This is a genomic window from Streptococcus pseudopneumoniae ATCC BAA-960 = CCUG 49455, assembly GCF_002087075.1.
GTDB classification, from domain to species: domain Bacteria; phylum Bacillota; class Bacilli; order Lactobacillales; family Streptococcaceae; genus Streptococcus; species Streptococcus pseudopneumoniae.
Genome location: NZ_MWSM01000009.1, coordinates 15,257 through 38,759 on the forward strand (window position 1 = coordinate 15,257; position 23,503 = coordinate 38,759).

Below are 23,503 nucleotides of genomic sequence, written 5' to 3' on the forward strand. Positions count from 1 at the left end.
TGTGTTTTGAGCAACCTGCGGCTAACTTCCTATGTTTGCTTTTTGATTTTTATTGAGTATAAAACACCATAAAAAAATGAACTTGGAATTTTCAAGTTCATTTTTTCTTATAGTCTATTTCCGACATTAATACGGTTAATGGCACGTTGCAGCGCAATCTTCGCACGACGTTCTTGGTCAATCAAGTGTTTGTCTTGTGCTTCTTCAATTGCACGTTCTGCACGAAGTTTGGCACGTTCTGCACGACTGATATCGATATCACGAGCACGTTCTGCAGAGTCAGCGACGATTGTGATCATATCATTGGCAATTTCAATAACACCGCCATTTACTGCAATCCAGTTCACGTGATCTTCGTCATCAATACGTTTCACCTTTACTTCATCAACTGCTAAAACCGCAATCATATTTTCATGTCGTGGCAAGATCCCCATCTCACCATCCAGAGTTCGAACCGATACATAGCTGGCATGGTGATCATAGACGAGACCATCTGGTGTCACGATCTGGACAGTTAACTGAGTCATAGATCACCTCTTAAAATCCCATTTTTTCAGCTTTTGCAATCACATCTTCGATAGAACCTACACCACGGAAGGCATCTTCTGGCAAGTGGTCGTATTTACCATCAAGGATTTCCTTAAAGCCACGTACCGTTTCAGTAACTGGAACATAAGAACCTGGCTGGCCAGTAAATTGTTCCGCAACGTTGAAGTTTTGTGACAAGAAGAACTGGATACGACGGGCACGAGCCACCAAGGTCTTTTCTTCATCAGAAAGCTCATCCATACCAAGGATAGCAATGATATCTTGCAATTCATGGTAACGTTGAAGGACACGTTTTACTTCTGCAGCAACTGCATAGTGCTCTTCTCCAACGATTTCAGGTGCCAAGGCACGTGAACTTGAAGCAAGTGGGTCAACGGCTGGGTAGATACCCAATTGTACCAACTTACGTTCCAAGTTTGTTGTTGAATCCAAGTGAGCGAAGGCTGTTGCTGGCGCTGGGTCAGTATAGTCATCCGCTGGCACATAGATAGCCTGGATAGAGGTTACAGACCCCTTCTTAGTTGATGTAATACGCTCTTGCAATTGACCCATTTCCGTAGCAAGGGTTGGTTGGTAACCAACGGCTGATGGCATACGACCCAAAAGGGCAGATACTTCTGAACCAGCCTGAGTGAAACGGAAGATATTATCAATAAAGAGAAGCACGTCTTGGCCTTCTACATCACGGAAGTATTCAGCGATTGTCAAACCAGTAAGGGCAACACGCATACGTGCTCCTGGTGGCTCATTCATCTGACCAAAGACCATGGCTGTTTTCTCAATAACGCCTGATTCTTTCATTTCCCAGTAAAGGTCATTCCCCTCACGAGTACGTTCCCCAACACCGGTAAATACTGAAATACCACCGTGTTCTTGGGCAATGTTGTGAATCAATTCTTGGATTAAGACTGTTTTACCAACTCCGGCACCACCGAAGAGTCCAACTTTACCACCTTTAAGGTAAGGGGCAAGAAGGTCGATAACCTTGATCCCTGTTTCAAGGATTTCAGAAGAGGTAGACAATTCATCAAAAGTTGGAGCTTTTTTATGAATTGGCTGACGCTCTGCGTCTTCTGTAAAAGGAGCTTCCAAGTCAATGGTATCTCCCAAAACGTTGAAGACACGTCCCAAAGTTTCTTTACCTACTGGTACAGAGATTGGACGACCTGTGTCCAATACTTCCATTCCACGAGTCAAACCATCTGTTGATTCCATGGCGATAGTACGAACCATACCATCTCCCAACTCTAAGGCTACTTCAAGGACGATTTTTGTTTTTCTTTCGTCATTTTTGTAGACGACAAGTGCATTGTTAATCTCAGGAAGTTTTTCCCCTGCTGCAAACAAGACGTCTACAACGGGACCGATAACCTGAGCAATTTTACCTGAACTCATCTCCTTCTCCTATTCTATATAAGATACTGTCGGTTCCTAGCTAAACTAGGTCCTAAGTTCATTTTCATACGAGCTGGACTAAAGCCTATTCTAAGGCACTAGCTCCTGCTACAATTTCTGTAATTTCTTGTGTAATCGCCGCCTGTCTGGCACGGTTATACTGAATTGTCAAATCATTGATGACTTTCTTAGCATTATCTGTCGCTGTTTGCATGGCTGTCATACCAGCAGCATTCTCAGCTGTCTTGGCATCGATAATGGCACCGTAAATCATACTTTCTGCAAACTGAGGCAATAACTGCTCCAAAATTTCTTCTCGGCTGGTTTCCAATTCAAAAGTCAAGCTGTAGTCTTCATCCGCTTCATTTGGATCCAAGTCAACAATCGGAAGCATTTGTTCCACACGCATTTGACTGGTTAGCGTATTGACATGGTGGTTGTAGCAAACATAAAGCTCATCAAAGAGTTCATTTTGGTACATTTCAACAGTTTTTGAAATAATCTTACGAACTTGATCAAAGCTAGGTTGGTCTGCCAAGCCACGTAGTTCATAAAGTGGTTGAATACCACGAGCCTTAAAGAAATCAGCTCCCATTCCACCAATACAGATTATTTCAAAACCTGTACCGTCTGGGTGGTATTCTTCTTTCAACTCCATAACGGCTTTCAGAATAGAGGAATTATAACCTCCAACCAAACCGCGGTCTGAAGTGATAACGATATAGCCTGTCTTCTTCACAGGACGGCTAATCAACATGGGATTGGTTGAACCACCAGCTCCATTACCATGGAGGATATCTGTCAAGAGCTTGCGCACTTTCTGAACGTAAACTTGGAAGTTACGAGCAGCTTCTTCAGAGCGACCTAGCTTAGCAGCCGATACCATTTGCATGGCATTAGTGATTTGACTCGTATTTTTTGTTGAGGCGATTTTTGTTTTAATATCATTTAGAGATACTGCCATCTGACACCTCTATTCTTATTGGAAGCTGGTTTGATTGAGAAACTCTGTAATCGCAGCATCCAAGACTGCTTCTTCTGGCAAGTCTTTTGTATCACGAATGGTTTCCAAAATCTCTGGATGTTGAGCATCAAAGAAGGCATGGAATTCTTCCTCAAAACGAACAATATCATCTACTGGAACAGTATCCAAGAAACCATGTGTCAAAGCATAGAGAATGGTTACTTGTTTCTCAACAGGCAATGGTTTGTGAACAGGTTGTTTCAAGACTTCAACTGTACGACGACCGCGGTTCAACTTAGCCTGTGTTGCCGCATCCAAGTCAGAACCAAACTTAGTGAAGGCTTCCAACTCACGGTATGAAGCAAGGTCGATACGAAGTGTACCAGCAACCTTCTTCATGGCTTTGATTTGTGCAGAACCACCTACACGTGATACAGATGAACCCGCATCGATGGCTGGACGAATCCCCGCATTGAAGAGGCCATCACCAAGGAAGATTTGTCCATCAGTGATAGAAATCACGTTGGTTGCGATATAGGCTGAGATATCTCCTGCTTGTGTCTCGATAAATGGTAGGGCTGTAATTGAACCACCACCAAGCTCATCAGAAACTTTAGCTGAGCGCTCAAGCAAACGGCTGTGAAGATAGAAAACATCCCCTGGGAAGGCTTCACGACCTGGAGGACGACGAAGCAAGAGAGACAGTTCACGATAGGCTACCGCTTGTTTTGATAGATCATCGTATACAATCAAAACATGCTTCCCTTGGTACATAAATTCTTCCGCCATGGCAACCCCAGCATAAGGAGCTAGGAAGAGCAATGGAGATGGTTGTGAAGCAGAGGCTGTCACAACGATTGTGTAGTCCAAGGCACCGTACTGACGAAGTGTTTCTACTTGCGTACGAACTGTTGATTCTTTTTGTCCAATTGCGACATAGATACAGATCATATCTTGATCTTTTTGGTTCAAGATTGTATCAATCGCAATGGTTGTTTTCCCTGTCTGACGGTCACCGATAATCAACTCACGTTGACCACGACCAATCGGTACAAGGGCGTCAATAGCTTTCAAACCAGTTTGCAATGGTTCTGAGACTGACTTACGTTGCATGACACCAGGAGCTGGCGCTTCTACTGGACGAGTTTTATCTGTGTGGATTTCTCCAAGACCGTCAACTGGACGACCAAGCGAATCCACAACACGACCAATCAGACTTTCACCTACTGGGACTTCCATGATTTTACCTGTACGGCGGATTGTATCGCCTTCACGAATATCTGTAAAGTCACCTAGGATGATAATACCAACGTCTGTTGACTCTAAGTTTTGAGCCATACCATAAGAACCGTTTTCAAAGATCAACAACTCTCCACTCATGGCATTTTCAAGGCCGTGAGCACGCGCGATACCGTCCCCGATATAGGTTACAACACCTGTTTCAGTCACATCAAAATTAGGTTTGAAATTTTCAATTTGTTGCTTAATTAAAGCGCTGATTTCTTGTGCGTTAATTGCCAAAAGAACACCACTTTCTATTTCAAATTTTCTTTAACAACTTTAAGTTGTTGTTTAATACTCACATCAATTGTCTTGTGATTGGCAAAAATAACAAAACCACCAATGAGACTTTCATCGATTTGTTCTTTTACACTCCTTACTCTCAGAGACATTTTCTTCTCAATCAAAGGGAGCAAACGACTCTTTTGTTCATCAGTTAGAGGATGAGCAGCAGTAATCGTCACTTCAAATCGATTTGTTTCTTTTTCAAGTCGGTCCAAGCAATCTACAAGCACATCATAAAAAAGATTTACTCTGTGATTGTAGGCCAGAACCTGGATAAAGTTTTGTAATAAAGGTGACACAGAGTCTTGGAAAAAAGCAATCGTTTTTTTCTTGTCAGACTCATCTACTGTCACTTTTTTTAAAAAAGAAGGTAAACCTGTTTCTTCAGCAATTTGCTTGATTTGAGTCAAGTCTGAAAAGATACGGGCTTCTTCTCCTTTTTCAAGTACCAATTGGACAAAAGGCATGCTGTATTTTTCAATTACCTTTACTGTTTTCTTGTCCATTAAGCTTCTCCTAGCTGATCGATATACTGATCAATGAGTTCTTTATGGGCATGACCGTCAAGGTTTTGTGAGATGATTTTACCAGCTAGGCTGATGGTCAAATCTGCTACCTCACCCTTAACGCTTTGTAAAGCTTCAGCTTTGTTTTGAGCAATTTCTTGGTTTGCTTTTTCTTTTAAGCGTCCTGCTTCTAGTTTAGCATCTACTAAAATACTAGCCTTACTTTTCTCAGCTGTTGTTTTCGCATTCTCAATGATTGCCTTGGCTTCTTTACGGCTACCAGCCAATTCATCTTCGCGTTTTTGAGCCAATACTTCTGCTTTTTGACGAGCTTCTTCAGCACTGTCAATATCAGTAGCAATTTTTTCAGCTCTTTCTTCGAAAATGCCTGTAATATTAGACCATGCAAATTTTTTAATCAAGACTAGCAAAAGAATAAAAGAGCCAGTGATTAAAATAAAATTACCAATCAATTCACCTACTGTTACGTGCATCAGTTACTCCTTTCTATTCCTCTTCAATATTAATCTTATTCCCTAAATACACAGATGTCAAAAGAGTAAAGACATAAGCTTGGATGCAGGAAATAAAGACAGAAAATGCAGTCCAAGCCAAATTAGCTCCAAAGGCTACTGGATACCAATAAATAGCTTGGTGGGAAAGAAGAAGTAACAAACTCGTCATGACCTCTCCTGCAAAGATATTCCCAAAAATCCGCAAAGCCAAAGATAAGAAGTTTGTAAATTCTTCCAAGATATTCATCGGTATGACAAAAACAGGACTCATAAAAGATTTTATACTTTTTTTAAATCCACGACGACGAACGCTTTCTATATGTGTCAACAAAATGACAAGAAAAGATAAGGTTAAGTCATACTGTAAATTAGCGGTTGGCGAACTCCACCAGTTAGTCCCATCGATCGTTTGAAGCTTTGTCATTAAGCCAAGGTTATTGGCAATCACCATGAAAAGAAATAAACAAAGGAAAAAGAGTGAGTAATCTTTCATGTAGCGCGAACCAATGTTAGGTTCTGTAAATCCAATAACAAAGTCATAGACATACTCAAGTACATTTTGCTTTCCTTTGGGTTTCAAGGTCATATTGCGGCTTGCCCAATAAATAAAGACAAAAATAACTCCCACAATCAACAAGGTCATGGCTAACATAGTCAGATTGAAGATAACAGGACCAATAGAGATGATTGGATTAATACTTTCTTCCATCTAAAATCCTCCCTTTTCTTCTCGTTCCATGTATTTATTTGATAATAAATGAGAAGACAAGAGTTACAAAGAAAGTTCCTTCAATAAAGGCAACACCTAAAAACATCAAACTACGAAACTCAGAAAGCATATCTGGTTGGCGTGCTACTGATTTAAACAGTCCATTCATCAATAAACCTTCACCGACAGATACGCCCATACAGGCAATACATAAGCCTAAATATGTTAAATTCATAACGAATTCTCCTTTAAAATAAAATTTACTTACTTAGTGTAGTCCTAAAATTTAAATTTGTCAACTTTTAACCACTATTGGAAGCGTTTAATAAAAATTATTTCCATTTTCTTTCGGATTTCACTCTATTCTGAAAAACTCGAGAGGGGAATCTCGGATTAATGTCAATTTAAAAAGATAGAGAGTTTTTAGTTTAAATAAATTGTTTTAAAATATCAACCACATCACTTCTTTTCTTAACCCGATAAGCCTTGATTCCCAATTTCTCAGCTGCCATTGCATTGTACCCAATATTGCCCAGAAAGACACAATTTCTAGGTTATAACTGGTATTTATCGATAGTTACTCATATACATCAGTCCACCTCCATACTTATGTGCGAGCCTCTCTTTGTATTATACCTCCATACTCACCTTACAGATTCTTTTGCTAATAATATCTTTGCCCAATGTAGGGATAGTCTTGTAACCTAAAGACTTCCTTGTAGCCATACCTTTTATAAAAATCAAGAGCTTGAAACTGGTAGGTATTGACAAAGGCAAAACGACAGTTTCGATTCTTAGCTTCAGTTTCTGCTTGCTGCAATAGTTTTGAACCGATTCCTTGCCCTCTCAGTTCCTCTTTTACAAATAAATACTCGATTTCTAGCCAATTTCTAAAAGTCTCTACTATCAAACCTGCCAGGAGATTGCCCTTTTCATCTTCGACATAAAGATTAAGTGGCTCACTTTCAGCTTCCTCTCTTTTTGAACGGTTATAAACACGAATCAGATTCCCTATTTCTTGCGATTTATGTGATTCCTTATTTTTCAATCTAAAGTATAGTGAAATAAAATAAAACATGCGCAAATCGATTAAGGAATTTAATCTAATTTCTAACAATGTCTTAGAAACCAAAGTATACTATTTTAACTTCAATGCACTATACATCTAATACTCAATAAAAATCAAAGAGCAAACTAGGAAACTAGCCACAGGTTGCTCAAAGCATGGTTTTGAGGTTGTAGATAGAACTGACGAAGTCAGCTCATACTAGACTAAAATCAAAAAGCATTATATAGTAGTAATATGAAATCAACTAAAGAAGAAATCCAAGCTATCAAAACACTTTTAAAAGACTCTAGTACAGCTAAATATCATAAACGCCTTCAAATCGTTCTATTTCGTCTGATGGGTAAATCTTATAAAGAGATTATAGAGCTTTTAGACTGTAATCAAACAACGATTTGGCCAACTGTAAAAAAATATGAGGAGTTCGGACTCGATTCTCTCCTTAAAGAAACACGTGGTTGTCGTAACCATGCATATATGACAATTGAGGAAGAGAAAGCCTTTATTGCCCGTCATTTGAAGGCTGCAGAGGCAGGAGAATTTGTTACAATTGATGCCTTATTTCAGGCTTATACAAAGGAGTTAGGTTCTTCCTACACATGTGATGCCTTTTATCAACTCTTGAAGCGCCATGGTTGGCGAAATATTAGGCCACGTCCAGAACATCCCAAGAAAGCAGACGTTCAAACCATTGTCGCGTCTAAAAATAAAATCTCAATTCAAGAAGAAAAGAAAGCGCTTTAAAACCAGTAGACGTTTTCGTAAGGTTCGCTTGATGTACCAAGATGAGGCTGGTTTCGGTAGAATCAGTAAACTGGGATCTTGTTGGTCTCCAATAGGAGTAGGTCCACATGTCCATAGTCACTATATACGAGAATTTCGCTATTGTTATGGAGCTGTTGATGCCCATACAGGCGAATCATTTTTCTTAATCGCTGGTGGATGTCATACTGAGTGGATGAACGCCTTTTTAGAAGAGCTTTCACAAGCTTATCCAGATGATTATCTTTTACTCGTTATGGACAATGCCATATGGCATAAATCAAGTACCTTAAAGATTCCGACTAATATTGGCTTTGCATTTATTCCTCCATACACACCAGAGATGAACCCCATTGAACAAGTGTGGAAAGAGATTCGTAAACGTGGATTTAAGAATAAAGCCTTTCGAACTTTGAAAGATGTCATGAATCAACTTCAAGATGTTATACAAGGACTGGAGAAGGAGGTGATAACGTCCATCGTTAATCGGAGATGGACTAGAATGCTTTTTGAAAGTAGATGAGTATTAAAACATGGTTTTGAGGTTGTAGATAGAACTGACGAAGTCAGTAACCATATATACGGCAAGGCGACGCTGACGTGGTTTGAAGAGATTTTCGAAGAGTAGCAAAATGGAAAAAGGAGTGAGTGAAGTACATCGCCTCCCCACTCCTTTTTCTGTTTTTAGGCTGTTTTTTCAACCTTCAAGATTTTTACATCATAGCTACCAACAGGCGTTTCAATGGTTGCTGTATCACCTGTTTTCTTGCCAATCAAGGCTTGTCCAATTGGGCTTTCATTTGAAACTTTACCTGCAAAGGCATCCGCACCCGCTGAACCTACGATAATATAAACTTCTTCTTCGTCCTCACCAATTTCTTGGATGGTGACTGTTTTACCAATCGCTACTTCGTCCTGGGCAACTGCGTCGCTATTGACGATTTCAGCATAGCGGATTTTTGTTTCTAAGCTAGAGATTTGTCCTTCGACAAAGGCTTGTTCATCCTTAGCTGCTTCGTACTCACTGTTTTCTGAAAGGTCACCGTATGAACGGGCAATCTTAATGCGTTCTACCACTTCTGGTCGACGAACCAATTTCAATTCTTCTAATTCTTTTTCAAGTTTTTCCTTTTCCTCAAGGGTCATAGGATATGTTTTTTCTGCCATTTTTCTCAACTTTCTTCTAATAATATTTTCTAAAGAAAATTATGTGAAGTATCACATAATTTTAGTTTGTTTGGTTTAATTTGCTGTTGACATGTTCAGCGACATTGCGATCGTGGTCTTCTTGATTATTAGCATAGTAGACCTTGCCTTCTGTGACATCTGCTACAAAGTAGAGGTTATCGCTCTTAGTTTGATTGATGCTTGACTCAATCGCATCCAGACTTGGACTATCGACTGGACCAGGCATGAGACCTACATTTTTATAAACATTATAAGGTGAATCAATGTTGGTATCAATCGCAACATCCTCAGCTAAGCTGATATTTTGCCCCAGTTTTCCTTGGGCATACAAGATTGCAATATTACTTTGAAGTGGCATATCACGATTCAAACGATTGTAGAATACACCTGCAATGAGCTTACGATCTTCTGTCTTGGCACCTTCTTTTTCGACCAAGGAAGCAATGGTCAACAACTCATTGACAGTCAAGTTTTTAGATTTGATAGTACTATAGTAAGGAGATAGGTTCTTATCCATAGCAGCTAACATCTCATCAATCAAGCTCTCAACAGTTGTGCTTTCCTTGATAGAATAAGTAGCTGGGAAAAGGTATCCTTCCAAACGATAACGCGCACCACTATCTTTTGCAGGCAAACTTTCCAATAAAGTAGGATATTTGGCTACTGCTTGACTGATAAACGTCTCATCTTGAACTTTTGCCAAGAAAGCCTCCGCTGTCAAAGACTCTTTGAAGTCACCTTCCAATTGACCCACAGCTTGTGCAATCTGATCCAAGGTATAACCTTCTGGAATTGTCAAAGTCGCAAGTACAGGTTCTTGCGGTTCATCTGTTCCACCTTTTTGCAACTCTTTGAGTAAGTCTTCTGTACTCATACTCTTTTGCAAATTGTAGTAACCCGCTTTCAAGTCGGTATAATTTTTATACTTGGCATAAAAGCTAAAAATCAGACCATGCTTTACCAAACCAGCTTTTTCAAGCGTCGTACCGATTTCTTGAACGTTTGAACCTTCTGGAATTCCAACCGTCACATATTTCTTAGAATTAGCATCGATAGGTAACAAAGAATCTAGCACGTACTGGTAACCAAAGTAACCACCTGCTGAGAGCAAGGCAAGGAATACAAGGAATGAAATCACAAAAGCTTTCACATGTGACTTCTTCTCTTTCTTAGACTTAACGGGTTTTGCTCCTTCTCTACGGCTACGACGTGGTGTATCGCTGATGATATCCACTGTTTCTGTAGCAGGCGTAGGTGTTTCTGGACCTGCTTGTTCTGCTTTTTTCTCTGCCGTCTTATAGGAAACAGCTACCCTTGTTGGGGTTTCATTGTATTCTCTTTCAAATTTCTTAGGTCTAACAGGACCTGGACCTGGTCCTGGTCTTGAACCACTTTCTTCCGCTGGAGAAGAAGGTACATCTTGACTTGGGTGAGTAGGCACGGTAGGAGCTTTTCTCATAATCTCCTCTACCGTTGACAAGGAATCAGCCATGAGTTCTTCAGCTGAAGGTTCATTTGCAGGAGTGCGAACTACTGCCTTATCTTCTTTCAGAACTTCATCATAGCCTTTTACTTTTTCTAAATCTCTCAGAATCTGCTCTTTAAAGCTTAATTTCTCTTCTTCTCTTGACTTTTCACTCAAAAGTTTTTCCTCCTTGTTGACAATCCATAATATTATATCTTAAAAGTCCAAGAAAAGCAACCTATGATACTTTTCCTAGCTTATTTTTTCGTTTCCCAAACCATATCATACCAGGTTTCCCCTGCAAAGGTTGACTGGGACAAGCCTTCATTGACAAATCCGTGCTTTTCATAGTAGGCGATGAGATAGTCATGACAGGTTAGGTTAATGCCATCTCTCTTATCTTCAAGAGCAACTTCTTTCAAGGCTATTAGTAATTTTTGTCCAAGTCCGAGGCCCTGTGCTTCTTTGGCAATAGAAAGACAGGTCACAGAGATATAACCACCAGGCTCATGACTATAGTCTTTTATTTCTTCTGTAAAGGACTGGTCTTGCAGATGGCGGTGTGGTCCAACTGGCCCTTCTATGTACCCCATGATTCTACCTACTTTTTCCGCAACCAGAAAAGAGGTCTGAATTTCTCGCAAATGCGATTCAAAAACAGATCGAGGAATAGCTTCTTCTACCGAGAAATTTTCTAGTTCAATCTCAACGATACGTTCTAAATCTTCTAATCTTGCTTGTCTGATCTTCATTGTACCTCCAGATAATAGGGATTAAACCAAATCATACTAAAACCCTGGCTAGTTTCATAAAGGGAAGTTTCTTCATCAATAAAACCGCTCATTTCAAAATAGGAAAGCAGCTCATCAGGACTCTTCAAACGAATCCCTTTGTAATCCAGCTCAACTGCCACCTCTTTCAAAGCCGCAAGAAGAAGTGTTCCCAATCCTTGTCTCTGATGGTCAGACTCAATGACTAAAGAATCTACTTTTAGACATTGCGGATTGTCTGACTGGGGACTTGATAGAATATAGCCTAAAAGTTGGTTTTCATCCCTAGCTAGAAGAAAGGTATCCGCACACTTACGGATACTTTCTTCTAAGATATGGGAAGGTTGCTGCTTTTCAGCCGGAAAAGACGAAGTTTGAAGTGCCTCTATCTCAGCCAAATCAGACTGACTTGCCTGAATGATCTTAATTGGAATTTCCATGAGAATAACCTATTGAACATTGCTTGTCAAGTTAGACAAGAGTCGTTCAAATGAATATTCATAGGTTTGGATATCTCCTGCTCCCATAAAGACATAGACAGCATTGTCATGGTCAAGGAGTGGTGAAACATTTTCAACAGTGATCACTTGGTGTTTCTTGTTGATTTTATTAGCTAGGTCTTCTACCTTGACATCTCCATGGTCTACCTCACGAGCTGACCCATAAATTTGCGCTAGGTAAACAGCATCTGCTTGGTTTAAAGCGTGGGCAAAGTCATCTAACAAGGCAATGGTTCTTGTAAAGGTATGCGGTTGGAAGACTGCTACAATTTCCTTGCTTGGGTATTTTTGACGAGCCGCATCCAAGGTCGCAATAATTTCTGTTGGATGGTGAGCAAAGTCATCGATAATCACTGTATCATTGACAATTTTCTCAGTGAAACGACGCTTAACACCAGCAAATGTTTTCAAGTGCTCACGCACCAAGTTCAAATCAAATCCTGCTGTGTAAAGAAGACCAATAACGGTTGTCGCATTCATGATATTGTGACGACCAAAGGTTGGGATGTGGAATTGCCCCAAGTCTTGTCCACGGAAATGAACGGTGAAGGTTGAACCAGTCGTAGAACGAAGAAGCTCACTAGCTACAAAGTCATTACCTTCTGCTTCAAAACCATAATAATAAATTGGTGCATCAGACGTAATTTTACGCAATTCTGCATCTTCACCATAGACAAAAAGACCCTTGGTAATTTGTTTAGCATAGTCGTTAAAAGCATTGAAAACATCCTCTAGACTTGTGAAATAGTCTGGATGGTCAAAGTCAATGTTGGTGATAATAGAGTATTCTGGGTGGTAAGGCATAAAGTGACGCTCATATTCGTCAGATTCAAAGACAAAATATTTGGCATTGGCCGAACCACGACCTGTCCCATCTCCAATCAAGAAGCTGGTGTCTGTGATGTGAGACAAGACGTGAGACAACATACCTGTCGTTGAAGTTTTTCCATGCGCTCCTGCTACTCCCATGCTAACAAAGTCACGCATAAAGCTACCTAGGAACTCATGGTAACGTTTGTAGCTGATACCATTTTGGTCTGCATAGGCAATTTCGACGTTGTTATCTGGACGAAAGGCATTTCCAGCGATAATTTCCATATCACCGTCTAGATTCTTTTCATCAAAAGGAAGAATAGTAATTCCTGCCTGCTCAAGACCACGTTGAGTAAAGTAGTACTTCTCAACATCTGATCCCTGTACCTTATGCCCCATTTGGTGCAACATCAAGGCCAAGGCACTCATCCCTGATCCCTTAATTCCGATAAAATGATATGTCTTTGGCATGTTTTCTCCCCTATTCTGTCATTCTGGTCAGATTCAACTCTTGGGCAACCCGACGTTCTTGTTCTGTTTGTTTACTTTTTTTATTGTAGATTTGGCTCTTCTTTAGAAAATCATAGTTGTTTTTCTTTGGAGCAGGTGCTGACACTTCTTCATTCTTGGTAGGGATAGAATGAACTTCTTCCGCCAAGATATAATGAGACTGGGTCAATTTTTGGCTATATTTGACAAATTCACCAGGATTTTCCTTTTGGAAAGGCGCTGTCGGTTGACTGCCCTGTCTAACAAGGCCTGATTTAGAATGACGTCTCGCACGGCTGAAATCCTGAGTTAGATAGTTAGCAGAGCGTTTCTTTTTCAAGTCTGCACGCGCTTCTTCACGCGCCACCTCCGCATAGCTCTTTCCTTCTTTTTTTACCCCTAAAGGAGCTTTTTTAGGTTTCTCGACTTGCTTTTCAATCGGTTTTACTGGCGCCTCTTCAGTAATAGGAGACCATTCTAAATAATTTTTATCTCGATACTCACCCTTGATATTACTGATCAGATCAGACTCATCGTACAAGTTCATGACTGGCATCTCAGTCAGCATGACCTCGTCATCTGACACCAATGGAAATCGTTCTTGTTTCATTTTCTATTTCCTTTCAACACTTCATTATAGCGTATTGTCTTGATTTTTCAAGTGCTGGCTTCAGAAATTCCCAAAATTTCTCTAATTTCTGCTAGGCTGAGACTGCCACGTGACTCTGTTCCATCCAATACTTGTGACACCAGATGTTTCTTTTGTTCTTGGAGTTCCTGAATTTTTTCTTCAATGGTTCCCCTGGTCACCAAGCGATAGACCTCAACCGTTTCTTCCTGACCCATCCGATGGGCACGGCCAATAGCTTGCGCTTCCACCGCAGGATTCCACCAAAGGTCAACCAAAATCACTGTATCAGCACCTGTCAGGTTCAGACCGACACCACCAGCCTTGAGGGAAATCAGAAAGGCATCTCTTTCCCCTTGGTTAAAGGCCTTGGTCATGTCTTGTCTTTCCTTGGCTGGAGTTGAACCTGTAATTTTAAAGGAAGTCATGCCCAAGTCTGGCAGTTCTTGTTCTATTTTCTCCAACATTCCCTTGAACTGAGAGAAAATCAAGACACGGTGTCCACCGTCTACCACCTGTACCAGCAGGTCTCGGAGACTATCCAGTTTGCCACTAGCTCCCTGATAATCCTCCATAAAGAGGGCAGGGGTGTCACAGATTTGGCGCAAGCGCATCAGACCAGACAAGATTTCCACACGACTTCGCTGAAATTCCTGATCTGATACTTGAGCCAATCTATCTCTCATCTGTTGCAACTGGGCTAGGTAGATAGCCTTTTGCTGGTCTTCCAGTTCATTCTTATAAACTACTTCTATTAAGTCTGGCAATTCGGTCAGAACTTCTTCTTTCTTGCGCCTCATCACGAAAGGCTTGATAAACTGAGCCACGCGTTCAGCTGGCAATTTCATAAATTCTTTCTTGCTTGGCAAAAGTCCTGGCATGACGATTTGGAAAATAGACCACAGCTCACCTAGATGGTTTTCAATCGGTGTCCCTGACAGAGCAAAAACTGACGGCACCACAAACTGTCTCAAGGTCTGGGCAATCTTGGTCTGGGCGTTCTTCATGACCTGAGCCTCATCTAAGAAAAGGAAGTCAAAGGCCATCCCCTGATAAAGCTCACTGTCCTGACGGAAGGTAGCATAGCTCGTCACATAGATTTGATGGCTTTCAGCAAGAATCTCCTCACGACTAGCTTTCAAACCATGAACAACAGCCACATCCAACTGTGGGGCAAATTTCTGAAACTCATCTGCCCAGTTGTAAATCAAACCTGACGGTGCTAAAATCAAGACTCGACTTTCTTTTGTCACTTGACTGGTCAAAAAAGCAATGGTCTGCAGGGTTTTACCAAGTCCCATATCGTCAGCCAAAATCCCACCAAAACCATAGTGATGGAGCATCTGTAGCCAGCTGATTCCCTTTTCCTGATAATCTCGTAAGTCAGCCTGAACCTGAGTTGCTTGTCTAGGGAAGTCCTCTGGATGCGTCAAATCGTGAGCCAGATTCTGGAATTCTTGTGAAAAAGAAACACGGTCACGTCCTTCAAAGAGATGAGCTAAACTATAAGCCAAGGATTTCCGAGCCTGCAAGGAGCCATCTTTTAATTCAAATTGCCCCAGCTCCTGTAGATTTTGACGAATTTTCTTGGTTTCTTCATCGAAAAAGTAGACTTTATTAGACGAATCAATATAAAAATCTCGATTATCAACCAAGGCCTGCATAGCTTGGTCAATTTCCTCTTGGGCTATATCTTGAAAATCAAATTGAATTTCCAAGAGACCTCCCTTGGAAGTAATCTGCACTTGAGGGCTTGCTAGACTATAAAACTCTTCTAACTTGTCTGATAAATCAACATTTCCAAGTTTTTCAAAGACTGGAATGATTTCATGGAAGAAATGATAGACAGACTCTGCTTTTAAGGCCTGACGCCAAGATTGAAAATCTGCTTCAAAGCCCGCAGCCAAACAGACTTGGAAAATTCTTTCTTCTAAGTCCGTGTCACTTGAAAATGGTAATTCTTCTAGCTCTTGTCGGCTAGATACCTGTCTATTTCCATAATCAAACTGAATTTCTAAACGAATCCGATTATCTTCTTCCCTGTCAAAGTAAAAAGAGGGCGCAAAAGTTTTGATTTGTAGACGTTCTGGAGCTGAAACGGTACCCATCTGGATAAAAAGAGTCAGACAGGAGGCCAATTTGTCTCGATCACTGCTATCAAATTGCAGGTATTTCTTTCCTTGTTGACCCACAGGTAACACTTTAATTTCCTTGAGAAGACGCATCTGCTGGTCTGTTAAAAAATAAACCTGACCTTTATGGAAAAGTACTGCTCCCTGATAAAAGACATTGACCCTAGGACTCTCACTGATTTCCATTTCAAAATAGTCCGAGTATTCTGTTACTGTAAAGGCAAATAGATTGGCATCAGCATGCATATCCTGAAAAAGCAGGGTTTGGTAGCTATCCACTTGATGGTCAAATTGAAAATGGGGCAAGGCCATCAGTAAATTCACACCCTGCTCAAAAAAGGTCAGAGGGAAAAAGAGGTGCCGACCTTGGTTTTGGAAAAAGAGGTCTGGAACCAGCCCTTCCTCCGTTAGTCCGTGCAAGAAAGTCAAAAGTTCTTGGCTGGCCTCATCAAAAGCTTCCCAAGAAAGAGACTCCTCATAAATCTTGCCAATCATATACGACTTTCTCTGCTCGACAATCCTTAAAAAAAGTGGAATATCCCGAATGACATAGTATTTTTGGCTATTGATTTGGCCGATTCTCAGAGTCCACAAGATATGATTGGTTCCTGCTTCCACCTGACCCACAGCTGATAACTCATAGGCGCATTCTGATTTTGGAGATAAAATTCGATCCAAAAACTTGCCACCCAAGGTCACCTTGGTTTCAACGGCCTCTTTTTCTTCATGACCTTCTTCCAGACTCCACAAGATTTCCTGACCACGCTCATCATTTTTCAGAAAATGCTCTAGCGCTGCCAAATGCACACAGTAGCCCCTCTTTTGAAAAAAATCACAGGCACAAAAAACCAAATCATCCTCTAAACTATAGCGCAGTTCTTCTTCTGCAACGCGAGCATAGAGCCGATTGTTCTTTTCCTTGATGATATCAACCTTACCAGTTTCATAAAGGGCAACACCTTCGATACGAACTTTCCCCGGAATCAATTTAGCCATATTTTCACCTTTACCTTATCTGTTTATTATACCATATTTTCGCCTATGAAAATAGCCTTCTAGGAAGACTTTTCTCCTAGAAGGATGGATTTTTAACGTTTGGCAAAAGTAGCCACAATCCGCTGACAGACTTCTTGCAACAGAGATTTGGGCATGGCTATATTGATGCGGGCATGGAGACTTCCTTCCTCTCCAAAATCCAAACCACGGTTAAGGATAACCTTGGCTTCATTTCTCAACAACTCTTGCAATGTTTCATCAGTCAGGTCATAGGCTGAAAAGTCAAGCCAAATCAAGTAGGTACCTTGCGGTTTCATGACCTTGATTTTAGTCTCTTTTCCAAATAGATCCACCACATAATTGATGTGATCTTCAAAGACTTGCTTGAGTTCCTCTAGCCAATCTTTACCGTATCGATAGGCAGCTTCTGTCGCCAAATAACCCAAGCCTGAAATTTCATGCTGATTATTGGCCAACAGGCGTTTCTGGAAAGCCAGTCTCAACTTAGGATTTTCAATGACTGCATAGGAATTTTTTGTCCCAGCAATATTAAATGTTTTAGTGGCACTGCTCAAGACGATAGCAAAATTTTTGAAGGCAGGATTGATGGTATTGAAAGACTGGTGTTTGTGACCAAAGAGGGTCAAATCTTGGTGAATCTCATCTGAAACTAACAAAACACCGTGTTTTTGGCAGAGTTGGCCAATCTTCTCCAACACTTCTTTTTCCCAAACACGTCCACCAGGATTGTGAGGGTTGCAAAGAATATAGAGTTTAACCTCCTCTTCCACCAAATCCTTTTCAAGTTGGTCAAAGTCAATCTCAAACAGACCATCCTTTTCCACCAAAGAATTGGTAATCAATCTGCGGTTGTTCAACTTGACACTGCGAGCAAAAGGTGGATAGACAGGCGTGTTAATCAAAACCGCTTCGCCTTCTTTTGTGAAAGCTTGAATAGCTGTTGAGATGGCAGGTACAACGCCCTCGATAAAGACAAGAGCCTCTTTGTCAAAGTGATAACCGTGTTGTGTGGCTTCCCACTTTTGAACTTCCTTAATTAACTCTTCACTGGCATAGGTATAGCCATAGACCAATTGATCAGCGTAAGTCTGCACAGCTTGGCGGATTTCAGGCAAGACTACAAAGTCCATATCTGCTATCCAAGCTGGTAGAACTTCACTATCCGTTTCTGTTTCTTTCCATTTATAGGTATGATGCCCTAAACGATTGGGCAGGCTTGTAAAATCATATTTTCCCATCTTTATCTTATCCTTCCAAGGCTTGGCGCAAATCTGCAATCAAATCTCTAGCATCCTCAATCCCAATCGACAAGCGCAAGAGGTCATCTGTCAAACCGTAAGAATGGCGCACTTCTGCTGGAATATCAGCGTGGGTTTGTGTCGTTGGATAAGTAATAAGACTTTCTACACCACCCAAACTTTCCGCAAAAGAGAAGACCTTAAGACTGTTCAAAATATGTGGAATGCGCGTTTCATCGGCTACTTTAAAGGAAATCATGCCCCCACGACCAGTGTAGAGAACTTCCTTAACTACTGGAGAATCCTTCAAAAAGGCAACCACTTCTTGGGCATTGGCTGTTGAGCGCTCCATACGAAGAGACAAGGTCTTGAGACCACGAAGCAACTGGTAGCTGTCAAATGGAGACAAGACTGCCCCTGTCGTATTGAGATTGTAAAAGAGCTTCTCGTATAGTTCTAAACTATTGGTTACAACCACTCCAGCCAAGACATCATTGTGGCCTGCTAGATACTTGGTTGCTGAATGGAGAACCATATCTGCTCCATCTTCAATCGGACGTTGGTAGATAGGGCTATAGAAGGTATTGTCCACCACCACTTTGGCACCCTTAGCATGAGCCAATTTTGCTAGTTTTTCGATATCAAATTCCAACATTAAGGGATTGGTTGGGGTTTCGATATAGAGAACATCCACATCCTTTTCTAACTCGGCAATCAACTCTTCTTCTGTATTGGCATAGGTAAAATGGAAACGACCTTCCTGCTCCACTTGGTTAAACCAGCGAAAAGAACCACCGTAAAGATCACGCACTGCCAAGACCTTACTTCCTACTGGAAAGACGCTAAAGGCCAGTACAATAGCTGACATCCCTGAGCTAGTCGCTAGGGCATAGTCTGCTGACTCAATAGCCGCCAAGACTTCCTCAGCCTTACTACGAGTTGGATTTTTAGTGCGCGTATAGTCAAACCCAGTAGATCGACCAAACTCTGGATGCTGATAGGTCGTTGAAAAATGGAGCGGTGTCACCAATGCACCTGTCGCTTCATCTGACTTAATGCCCGCCTGGGCCAAAATTGTGTTAATGTGTAATTCCTTGCTCATACAATACCTCCAAATCTATAGTAACTATTGTACCACTTATTTTCATCAACTCATTTTCTTCTTTTCAAGAGCTAGCTATAGTTTCAAACTATATAAAAAGGGAGTTTTTCCTGCTCCCTTTAATAGACTATAAAATGGTGAATCTCAAAAGACACCTTCACTCTATCATTTGCTCCTGCACAAAACGAGCATAACGCTCATGATTTTCCAGTAGTTCCTTATGAGTTCCTGAGCCAGTGATTTTCCCCTCCTCTAAGAAGAAAATACAATCCACATCTTTTACCGTTGACAAACGATGCGCTATAATCACAACTGTCTTCTCCTTTAGTACAGAATAGAGGCTACTGATAATCGCATACTCAGAATCCGCATCAAGATTAGCAGTGGCTTCATCAAATATAAGAATTTCAGCATCTTTTAAGTAGGCTCTAGCTATTTGAAGTCTTTGGCTTTGTCCCCCTGACAAGAGTCGTCCGCGTTCACCAACCTCAGTATCTAGTCCCTCTTTCATGGAGCGAATCTCATCACCTAGTGATACTAAGTCTAGCACTTTCATCAATTCATCATCAGTTACTAAGCGATTCAAACCGAGACAAAGATTGTCACGAATACTGCCAGATAAGACTGCATTATTTTGTGAAACCCAAGCGATTTTACTTCTCCATTCTTTTAAGTTAAAATCATATATACTTGATTGCTCCATTAGAATATCTCCTGAAAGCGGTTTATAAAACCGCTCTAACAAACGCACAATCGTTGATTTTCCTGATCCAGATGGTCCAACAAAAGCAATTTTTTGCCCCTTGAAAATGGAGAAAGTAATATCCTTTAAGACAGGTCGATTTTCATCATAACCAAAATAGACATGGTTAAAATTCAACCCTTGTCCTGATACCGATTTTCCTCCCTCAAATTTTTCTTTAGGAACTGCAAGCAAGTTCTCCAGTGCAACTGAAGATCCCTTACTCCTAGAATAAACAGTTACAAAATTAGCTATATTACTAATAGGATTAAGTAATTGAAAGAGGTAAATCAAAAACGAAACCAAGGTTCCCACAGATATATATCCTGCGCTGACCCGATAACCCCCATAGGTTAGCATCACAGCTATAGTCGCAAAGATAAATAAGAGAGCAAACGGGGTCTCAAAAGAAGTAATCCTATCTGATTTCAGTGAATTGTTTTGTACCCTTTCAATACAATTATCCAAAACATCCTGTACACTTTTCTCTGCTTGGTTAGTCTTAATTAATTCATGTTCTTGAATCTTTTCAGTCAATTGCCCTGTTAAAAATCCGATTTCCTCCTGTAAACGACGACTATACTTTTCACTGATATTGGAAAGGGGCAAGATAATAAACATCATACAAGGAAGAGTGATGAATAAAAGTAGAGAAAGATTCCAATCAAGACTAAATAAGACTATGATGGAACCAAGTACCATAACTAAACTCAAAATAATATTTGGGAAAGTCGTAATTAAAAACTCACGAATGACACTCGTGTCATTGACAATGGCAGAAGTCAACTCCCCACTTTGGCTCTTATCAAAGAAGGATTTCTCTGCATAAATCAACCCCTCTATCACTTTTTTCCTGATTTTTGCTATCTTTTTTTCACCCGATTGACTAAACAGATAGTAACCAATAGAAGAAAACAAGGCTTGACCAATAAAAATCAAAAACGATTGAAATACTTTGGAACCTATATTTTCAATAGAACTCCCATCTATTAAACCCTTTAAGATAAGGGGAAGCAACAAAGCAAGTAGACTAGACAGAACAAGTAAGAAACTCCCCATAATCACCTTAGTATCTACTCTTAATAATTTTAATTTCATAAATACTCCTTATAATATTTCAACGGATAAAGTCGGGAATAACTCAATTTGAGGATAAAATCTAATAAATCTTCCTATAACAAAACGCATAACATCTAGGATTTTATATACCTGATATTATGCGTTTTTAAGCACAAAGACTTCTTACACAAACTTATCTACAATTAGATTTTATTTGACATGTTTTGCCAATTCTTCTTGGGCTTTTTTATTGGATTCTTCTTTTTCTTTCAACCATTTTTCTCTGGCTTTTGCATATTCGTCTGTTGTGACAATCTTATCTTGTACTTTGAGGTATTTATATGATTCAACCCCTTTATTACCAGCCAATGAATAAGGTGCTGAGAAAGGAACTGTTTTTCTCAAGCTAGGCGTTCCACCTAATGAAACATTTGGAATCGCTAGAGAACTATCTATCAACCATGCTTGAATATCAGCATATTTCTCATAACGTTTGGCTGGGTCTTGCTCCTTATTAGCCTCTTCCAACATTTGAGTATAAGTGTCAAGTCCAACTGCCTTAGCCTTGTCGTTGGCTTCACCAGGCTCGAGTCCAAGATTTTGTAGAACCCCACCATTCTTGACACTAAAGATATCAAGATAGGTTGATGGATCTAAGTAGTCAGGACCCCAACCACCATTGTAAAGGTCATAATCTTTTTGAGCTGCTGTTTGAGCAAAGTAACTTGAGTTATGATAGTCCTCTGTTGATAACTGTTGGATATCAATAACGACGTTCTCCGTACCTAAAGCTGCTTCAATAGATTGCTTCATAGAGCTTACTTCTTGAATCCCCTTCTTAGAAGCTTGGTCAACTGTCGCATCCAAATGAATAGGGAATTGAACTCCCTTAGCTTCTAGCTCTTTCTTGGCCTCAGCAAATTTAGCCTTGGCTTTCTCAGGATTGTAATAAGGGTCTTGACCATCCGCAAAGTTGATACCTTGCCATTCCTTACCATAATTGACCATCTTAGAGGCTACTACTTCACCAAAGTCTTTTCCCTTGATACTTACAAAGGTTGGAGGAACAACCAAGTTACGCAAAATCTTAGTCGCTCCGTCTTCTCCCTGAGTTTGAGCCCCATAGGCTGTACGATCATAGGCAAAGTTAATAGCTTGACGGAAGTTTTTATTAAGAACTGCTTCCTGAGCTGATTTCTTTTCAATGTCGGTCGTCTTAGAAGTAAATTTATAAGCTTGTCTATCTAGGTTAAAATTCCAGTAATAAGACGTAGCAGTCTGCATACTGTAGATGATATCATCTTTGTATTTTTCTTTAATCCCTTCAAAACTTGAACTATTTGGATAGAGACGAGCGTAGCTATAGGCTCCGTCTGTAAAATTACGAACAAGAGCATCTTGGTCACTACCATCATAGTAGGTCAATTTAACATCATCTACAAAGACATTTTTAGCATCCCAGTAGTTAGGATTTTTCTTGTATTCGATGACAGATTTTGAAACAAAAGCTTTCATCAAGAAAGGTCCACTGTACAAAATATTAGCAGGGTCTACCTTGCCAAAATCATCCCCTTTTGATTTTAGGAAATCCGCATTGACTGGGAAAAGAATGGTTGATGTCGTTTTTGAGTTCCAGTAAGGTTCTGGTCGAGCCAAGGTGTATTGAACCGTTTGGTCATCAAGAGCCTTGACACCGACAGTTGAAAAGTCGCTTGTTTTACCAGTGATATAGTCATCCAAACCTGCAACAGAGTCCTGCACTAGATACAAGGCTTCTGATTTTTTATCAGCCGCATATTGCAAACCTGTCACAAAATCTTGGGCAGTTACAGGAGCATATTCTTCTCCCTCAGAAGTAAACCACTTGGCATCCTTACGAAGTTTGTAGGTATAGGTCAAACCGTCCTTAGAAACACTCCAATCCTCTGCCAAGGATGGCACATAGTTCCCATATTGGTCATTTTCCATGAGACCATCTACCAGGTTGGTCACAATATCATTTGTTGTTGCGCGGTTTTCTGCTAGATAGTTCAAACTAGATGGATCACTTGAATAAACATAGTTATAGGTTTTTGATCCTGTGCTAGAATTTCCACACGCGCTCAATAAAATTCCTGTACCCAGGACAAGACCTGCCAAGGTTAGATATTTGCTCTTAGACTTTTTCATTTCCAGAACCTCCTGATTTAAATATTTGTTTTATTATACAACGTTTAGTTTGTTTAGTCAATGATTTTGTCCAAAAAAATCGAAAAAGGCCTCATCTTCTACTCTTAAAAGATAATTTTAGCTGTTTTGACGCTAAAAAAAGGAATAAGTTTCAAGTTC

General features: G+C 40.4%; 21 protein-coding genes and 1 pseudogene. 1 reads left to right on the top strand and 21 read right to left on the bottom strand.

The window, feature by feature from the left end; genetic code table 11:
• Positions 1-107 precede the first annotated feature (107 nt).
• The 9 genes from B4W83_RS02170 to B4W83_RS02215 form a co-directional block, all read right to left on the bottom strand.
• Positions 108-527, bottom strand: a complete 420-nt coding sequence (locus B4W83_RS02170) for a F0F1 ATP synthase subunit epsilon (protein WP_000192870.1) — start codon at positions 525-527, stop codon at positions 108-110.
• A 10-nt stretch (positions 528-537) separates the two neighbouring features.
• On the bottom strand, positions 538-1,944 hold the full coding sequence (gene atpD / locus B4W83_RS02175) for a F0F1 ATP synthase subunit beta (RefSeq protein WP_000094362.1): 1,407 nt from the start codon (positions 1,942-1,944) through the stop codon (positions 538-540).
• Positions 1,945-2,029: 85 nt separating this feature from the next.
• Entirely contained in the window at positions 2,030-2,908 is an 879-nt protein-coding gene (locus B4W83_RS02180) for a F0F1 ATP synthase subunit gamma (protein WP_000301237.1), read from the bottom strand.
• Positions 2,909-2,923: 15 nt separating this feature from the next.
• A complete protein-coding gene (gene atpA / locus B4W83_RS02185; RefSeq protein WP_000996633.1) occupies positions 2,924-4,429 on the bottom strand; it encodes a F0F1 ATP synthase subunit alpha in 1,506 nt (501 codons plus the stop codon).
• Between the two features lie 14 nt (positions 4,430-4,443).
• Complete coding sequence (locus B4W83_RS02190) at positions 4,444-4,980, bottom strand: F0F1 ATP synthase subunit delta (RefSeq protein ID WP_000359026.1); 537 nt, start codon at positions 4,978-4,980, stop codon at positions 4,444-4,446.
• A complete protein-coding gene (atpF, locus tag B4W83_RS02195) occupies positions 4,980-5,474 on the bottom strand; it encodes a F0F1 ATP synthase subunit B (protein WP_000558555.1) in 495 nt (164 codons plus the stop codon). The genes B4W83_RS02190 and atpF overlap by 1 nt, the downstream gene beginning before the upstream one ends.
• Before the next feature lie 13 nt (positions 5,475-5,487).
• Positions 5,488-6,204 carry a F0F1 ATP synthase subunit A gene (atpB, locus tag B4W83_RS02200; protein ID WP_000392851.1) on the bottom strand — a complete coding sequence of 239 codons (717 nt, stop codon included), beginning with the start codon at positions 6,202-6,204 and terminating at the stop codon, positions 5,488-5,490.
• Between the two features lie 34 nt (positions 6,205-6,238).
• Positions 6,239-6,439 (bottom strand): F0F1 ATP synthase subunit C, encoded by a 201-nt coding sequence (locus B4W83_RS02205; protein WP_001054890.1) that lies wholly within the window; start codon positions 6,437-6,439, stop codon positions 6,239-6,241.
• Positions 6,440-6,868: 429 nt separating this feature from the next.
• Positions 6,869-7,282 (bottom strand): GNAT family N-acetyltransferase, encoded by a 414-nt coding sequence (locus B4W83_RS02215; protein ID WP_000499170.1) that lies wholly within the window; start codon positions 7,280-7,282, stop codon positions 6,869-6,871.
• A 225-nt stretch (positions 7,283-7,507) separates the two neighbouring features.
• Between B4W83_RS02215 and B4W83_RS02220 the strand changes: the two genes are divergently transcribed.
• Positions 7,508-8,555, top strand: a protein-coding gene (locus B4W83_RS02220; protein WP_087148660.1) for an IS630 family transposase whose coding sequence is annotated in 2 segments (ribosomal slippage) — positions 7,508-8,004 and positions 8,003-8,555 — 1,050 coding nt in all. Because the reading frame shifts where the segments join, the coding sequence is not laid out codon by codon here.
• Positions 8,556-8,716: 161 nt separating this feature from the next.
• On the opposite strand, the gene greA is transcribed toward B4W83_RS02220, so the two are convergent.
• The 12 genes and pseudogenes from greA to B4W83_RS02275 all read right to left on the bottom strand — a co-directional run bounded on the left by greA (position 8,717) and on the right by B4W83_RS02275 (position 23,344).
• The gene (greA, locus tag B4W83_RS02225) at positions 8,717-9,199 is read right to left on the bottom strand and encodes a transcription elongation factor GreA (RefSeq protein ID WP_000818760.1); all 483 of its coding nucleotides are present in this window, start codon (positions 9,197-9,199) and stop codon (positions 8,717-8,719) included.
• 61 nt (positions 9,200-9,260) lie between these two features.
• Complete coding sequence (gene mltG / locus B4W83_RS02230; RefSeq protein WP_001291668.1) at positions 9,261-10,862, bottom strand: endolytic transglycosylase MltG; 1,602 nt, start codon at positions 10,860-10,862, stop codon at positions 9,261-9,263.
• An 80-nt stretch (positions 10,863-10,942) separates the two neighbouring features.
• Positions 10,943-11,437 carry a GNAT family N-acetyltransferase gene (locus tag B4W83_RS02235; RefSeq protein WP_000702440.1) on the bottom strand — a complete coding sequence of 165 codons (495 nt, stop codon included), beginning with the start codon at positions 11,435-11,437 and terminating at the stop codon, positions 10,943-10,945.
• The gene (locus tag B4W83_RS02240) at positions 11,434-11,895 is read right to left on the bottom strand and encodes a GNAT family N-acetyltransferase (RefSeq protein WP_000405299.1); all 462 of its coding nucleotides are present in this window, start codon (positions 11,893-11,895) and stop codon (positions 11,434-11,436) included. The genes B4W83_RS02235 and B4W83_RS02240 overlap by 4 nt, the downstream gene beginning before the upstream one ends.
• A gap of 9 nt (positions 11,896-11,904) precedes the next feature.
• Positions 11,905-13,239: a UDP-N-acetylmuramate--L-alanine ligase gene (murC, locus tag B4W83_RS02245; protein ID WP_001127123.1), complete on the bottom strand. Its 1,335-nt coding sequence runs from the start codon at positions 13,237-13,239 to the stop codon at positions 11,905-11,907.
• A 10-nt stretch (positions 13,240-13,249) separates the two neighbouring features.
• On the bottom strand, positions 13,250-13,867 hold the full coding sequence (gene zapJ, locus B4W83_RS02250) for a divisome accessory protein ZapJ (protein ID WP_000808233.1): 618 nt from the start codon (positions 13,865-13,867) through the stop codon (positions 13,250-13,252).
• Positions 13,868-13,914: 47 nt separating this feature from the next.
• The gene (locus B4W83_RS02255; RefSeq protein WP_001096284.1) at positions 13,915-17,013 is read right to left on the bottom strand and encodes a pilus expression-regulating Snf2 family helicase; all 3,099 of its coding nucleotides are present in this window, start codon (positions 17,011-17,013) and stop codon (positions 13,915-13,917) included.
• A 92-nt stretch (positions 17,014-17,105) separates the two neighbouring features.
• A complete protein-coding gene (locus B4W83_RS02260; protein ID WP_000521386.1) occupies positions 17,106-18,272 on the bottom strand; it encodes a MalY/PatB family protein in 1,167 nt (388 codons plus the stop codon).
• A gap of 7 nt (positions 18,273-18,279) precedes the next feature.
• Positions 18,280-19,374 carry a cystathionine gamma-synthase gene (locus tag B4W83_RS02265; RefSeq protein WP_000031969.1) on the bottom strand — a complete coding sequence of 365 codons (1,095 nt, stop codon included), beginning with the start codon at positions 19,372-19,374 and terminating at the stop codon, positions 18,280-18,282.
• A 157-nt stretch (positions 19,375-19,531) separates the two neighbouring features.
• The gene (locus B4W83_RS13240; RefSeq protein ID WP_025170631.1) at positions 19,532-20,254 is read right to left on the bottom strand and encodes an ABC transporter ATP-binding protein; all 723 of its coding nucleotides are present in this window, start codon (positions 20,252-20,254) and stop codon (positions 19,532-19,534) included.
• 186 nt (positions 20,255-20,440) lie between these two features.
• A pseudogene (locus B4W83_RS13245) lies at positions 20,441-21,214 on the bottom strand (ABC transporter transmembrane domain-containing protein); the annotation flags it as partial.
• Positions 21,215-21,385: 171 nt separating this feature from the next.
• The gene (locus tag B4W83_RS02275) at positions 21,386-23,344 is read right to left on the bottom strand and encodes a peptide ABC transporter substrate-binding protein (protein WP_000748867.1); all 1,959 of its coding nucleotides are present in this window, start codon (positions 23,342-23,344) and stop codon (positions 21,386-21,388) included.
• Positions 23,345-23,503: the final 159 nt, after the last annotated feature.

Bases quoted from the DNA above. Each gene is read 5' to 3' on its own strand.
- B4W83_RS02170 (WP_000192870.1), bottom strand. From the start codon at position 527: ATGACTCAGTTAACTGTCCAGATCGTGACACCAGATGGTCTCGTCTAT.
- atpD (WP_000094362.1), bottom strand. From the start codon at position 1,944: ATGAGTTCAGGTAAAATTGCTCAGGTTATCGGTCCCGTTGTAGACGTC.
- B4W83_RS02180 (WP_000301237.1), bottom strand. From the start codon at position 2,908: ATGGCAGTATCTCTAAATGATATTAAAACAAAAATCGCCTCAACAAAA.
- B4W83_RS02190 (WP_000359026.1), bottom strand. From the start codon at position 4,980: ATGGACAAGAAAACAGTAAAGGTAATTGAAAAATACAGCATGCCTTTT.
- atpF (WP_000558555.1), bottom strand. From the start codon at position 5,474: ATGCACGTAACAGTAGGTGAATTGATTGGTAATTTTATTTTAATCACT.
- atpB (WP_000392851.1), bottom strand. From the start codon at position 6,204: ATGGAAGAAAGTATTAATCCAATCATCTCTATTGGTCCTGTTATCTTC.
- B4W83_RS02205 (WP_001054890.1), bottom strand. From the start codon at position 6,439: ATGAATTTAACATATTTAGGCTTATGTATTGCCTGTATGGGCGTATCT.
- B4W83_RS02215 (WP_000499170.1), bottom strand. From the start codon at position 7,282: ATGTTTTATTTTATTTCACTATACTTTAGATTGAAAAATAAGGAATCA.
- greA (WP_000818760.1), bottom strand. From the start codon at position 9,199: ATGGCAGAAAAAACATATCCTATGACCCTTGAGGAAAAGGAAAAACTT.
- B4W83_RS02235 (WP_000702440.1), bottom strand. From the start codon at position 11,437: ATGAAGATCAGACAAGCAAGATTAGAAGATTTAGAACGTATCGTTGAG.
- B4W83_RS02240 (WP_000405299.1), bottom strand. From the start codon at position 11,895: ATGGAAATTCCAATTAAGATCATTCAGGCAAGTCAGTCTGATTTGGCT.
- murC (WP_001127123.1), bottom strand. From the start codon at position 13,239: ATGCCAAAGACATATCATTTTATCGGAATTAAGGGATCAGGGATGAGT.
- zapJ (WP_000808233.1), bottom strand. From the start codon at position 13,867: ATGAAACAAGAACGATTTCCATTGGTGTCAGATGACGAGGTCATGCTG.
- B4W83_RS02255 (WP_001096284.1), bottom strand. From the start codon at position 17,013: ATGGCTAAATTGATTCCGGGGAAAGTTCGTATCGAAGGTGTTGCCCTT.
- B4W83_RS02260 (WP_000521386.1), bottom strand. From the start codon at position 18,272: ATGGGAAAATATGATTTTACAAGCCTGCCCAATCGTTTAGGGCATCAT.
- B4W83_RS02265 (WP_000031969.1), bottom strand. From the start codon at position 19,374: ATGAGCAAGGAATTACACATTAACACAATTTTGGCCCAGGCGGGCATT.
- B4W83_RS02275 (WP_000748867.1), bottom strand. From the start codon at position 23,344: ATGAAAAAGTCTAAGAGCAAATATCTAACCTTGGCAGGTCTTGTCCTG.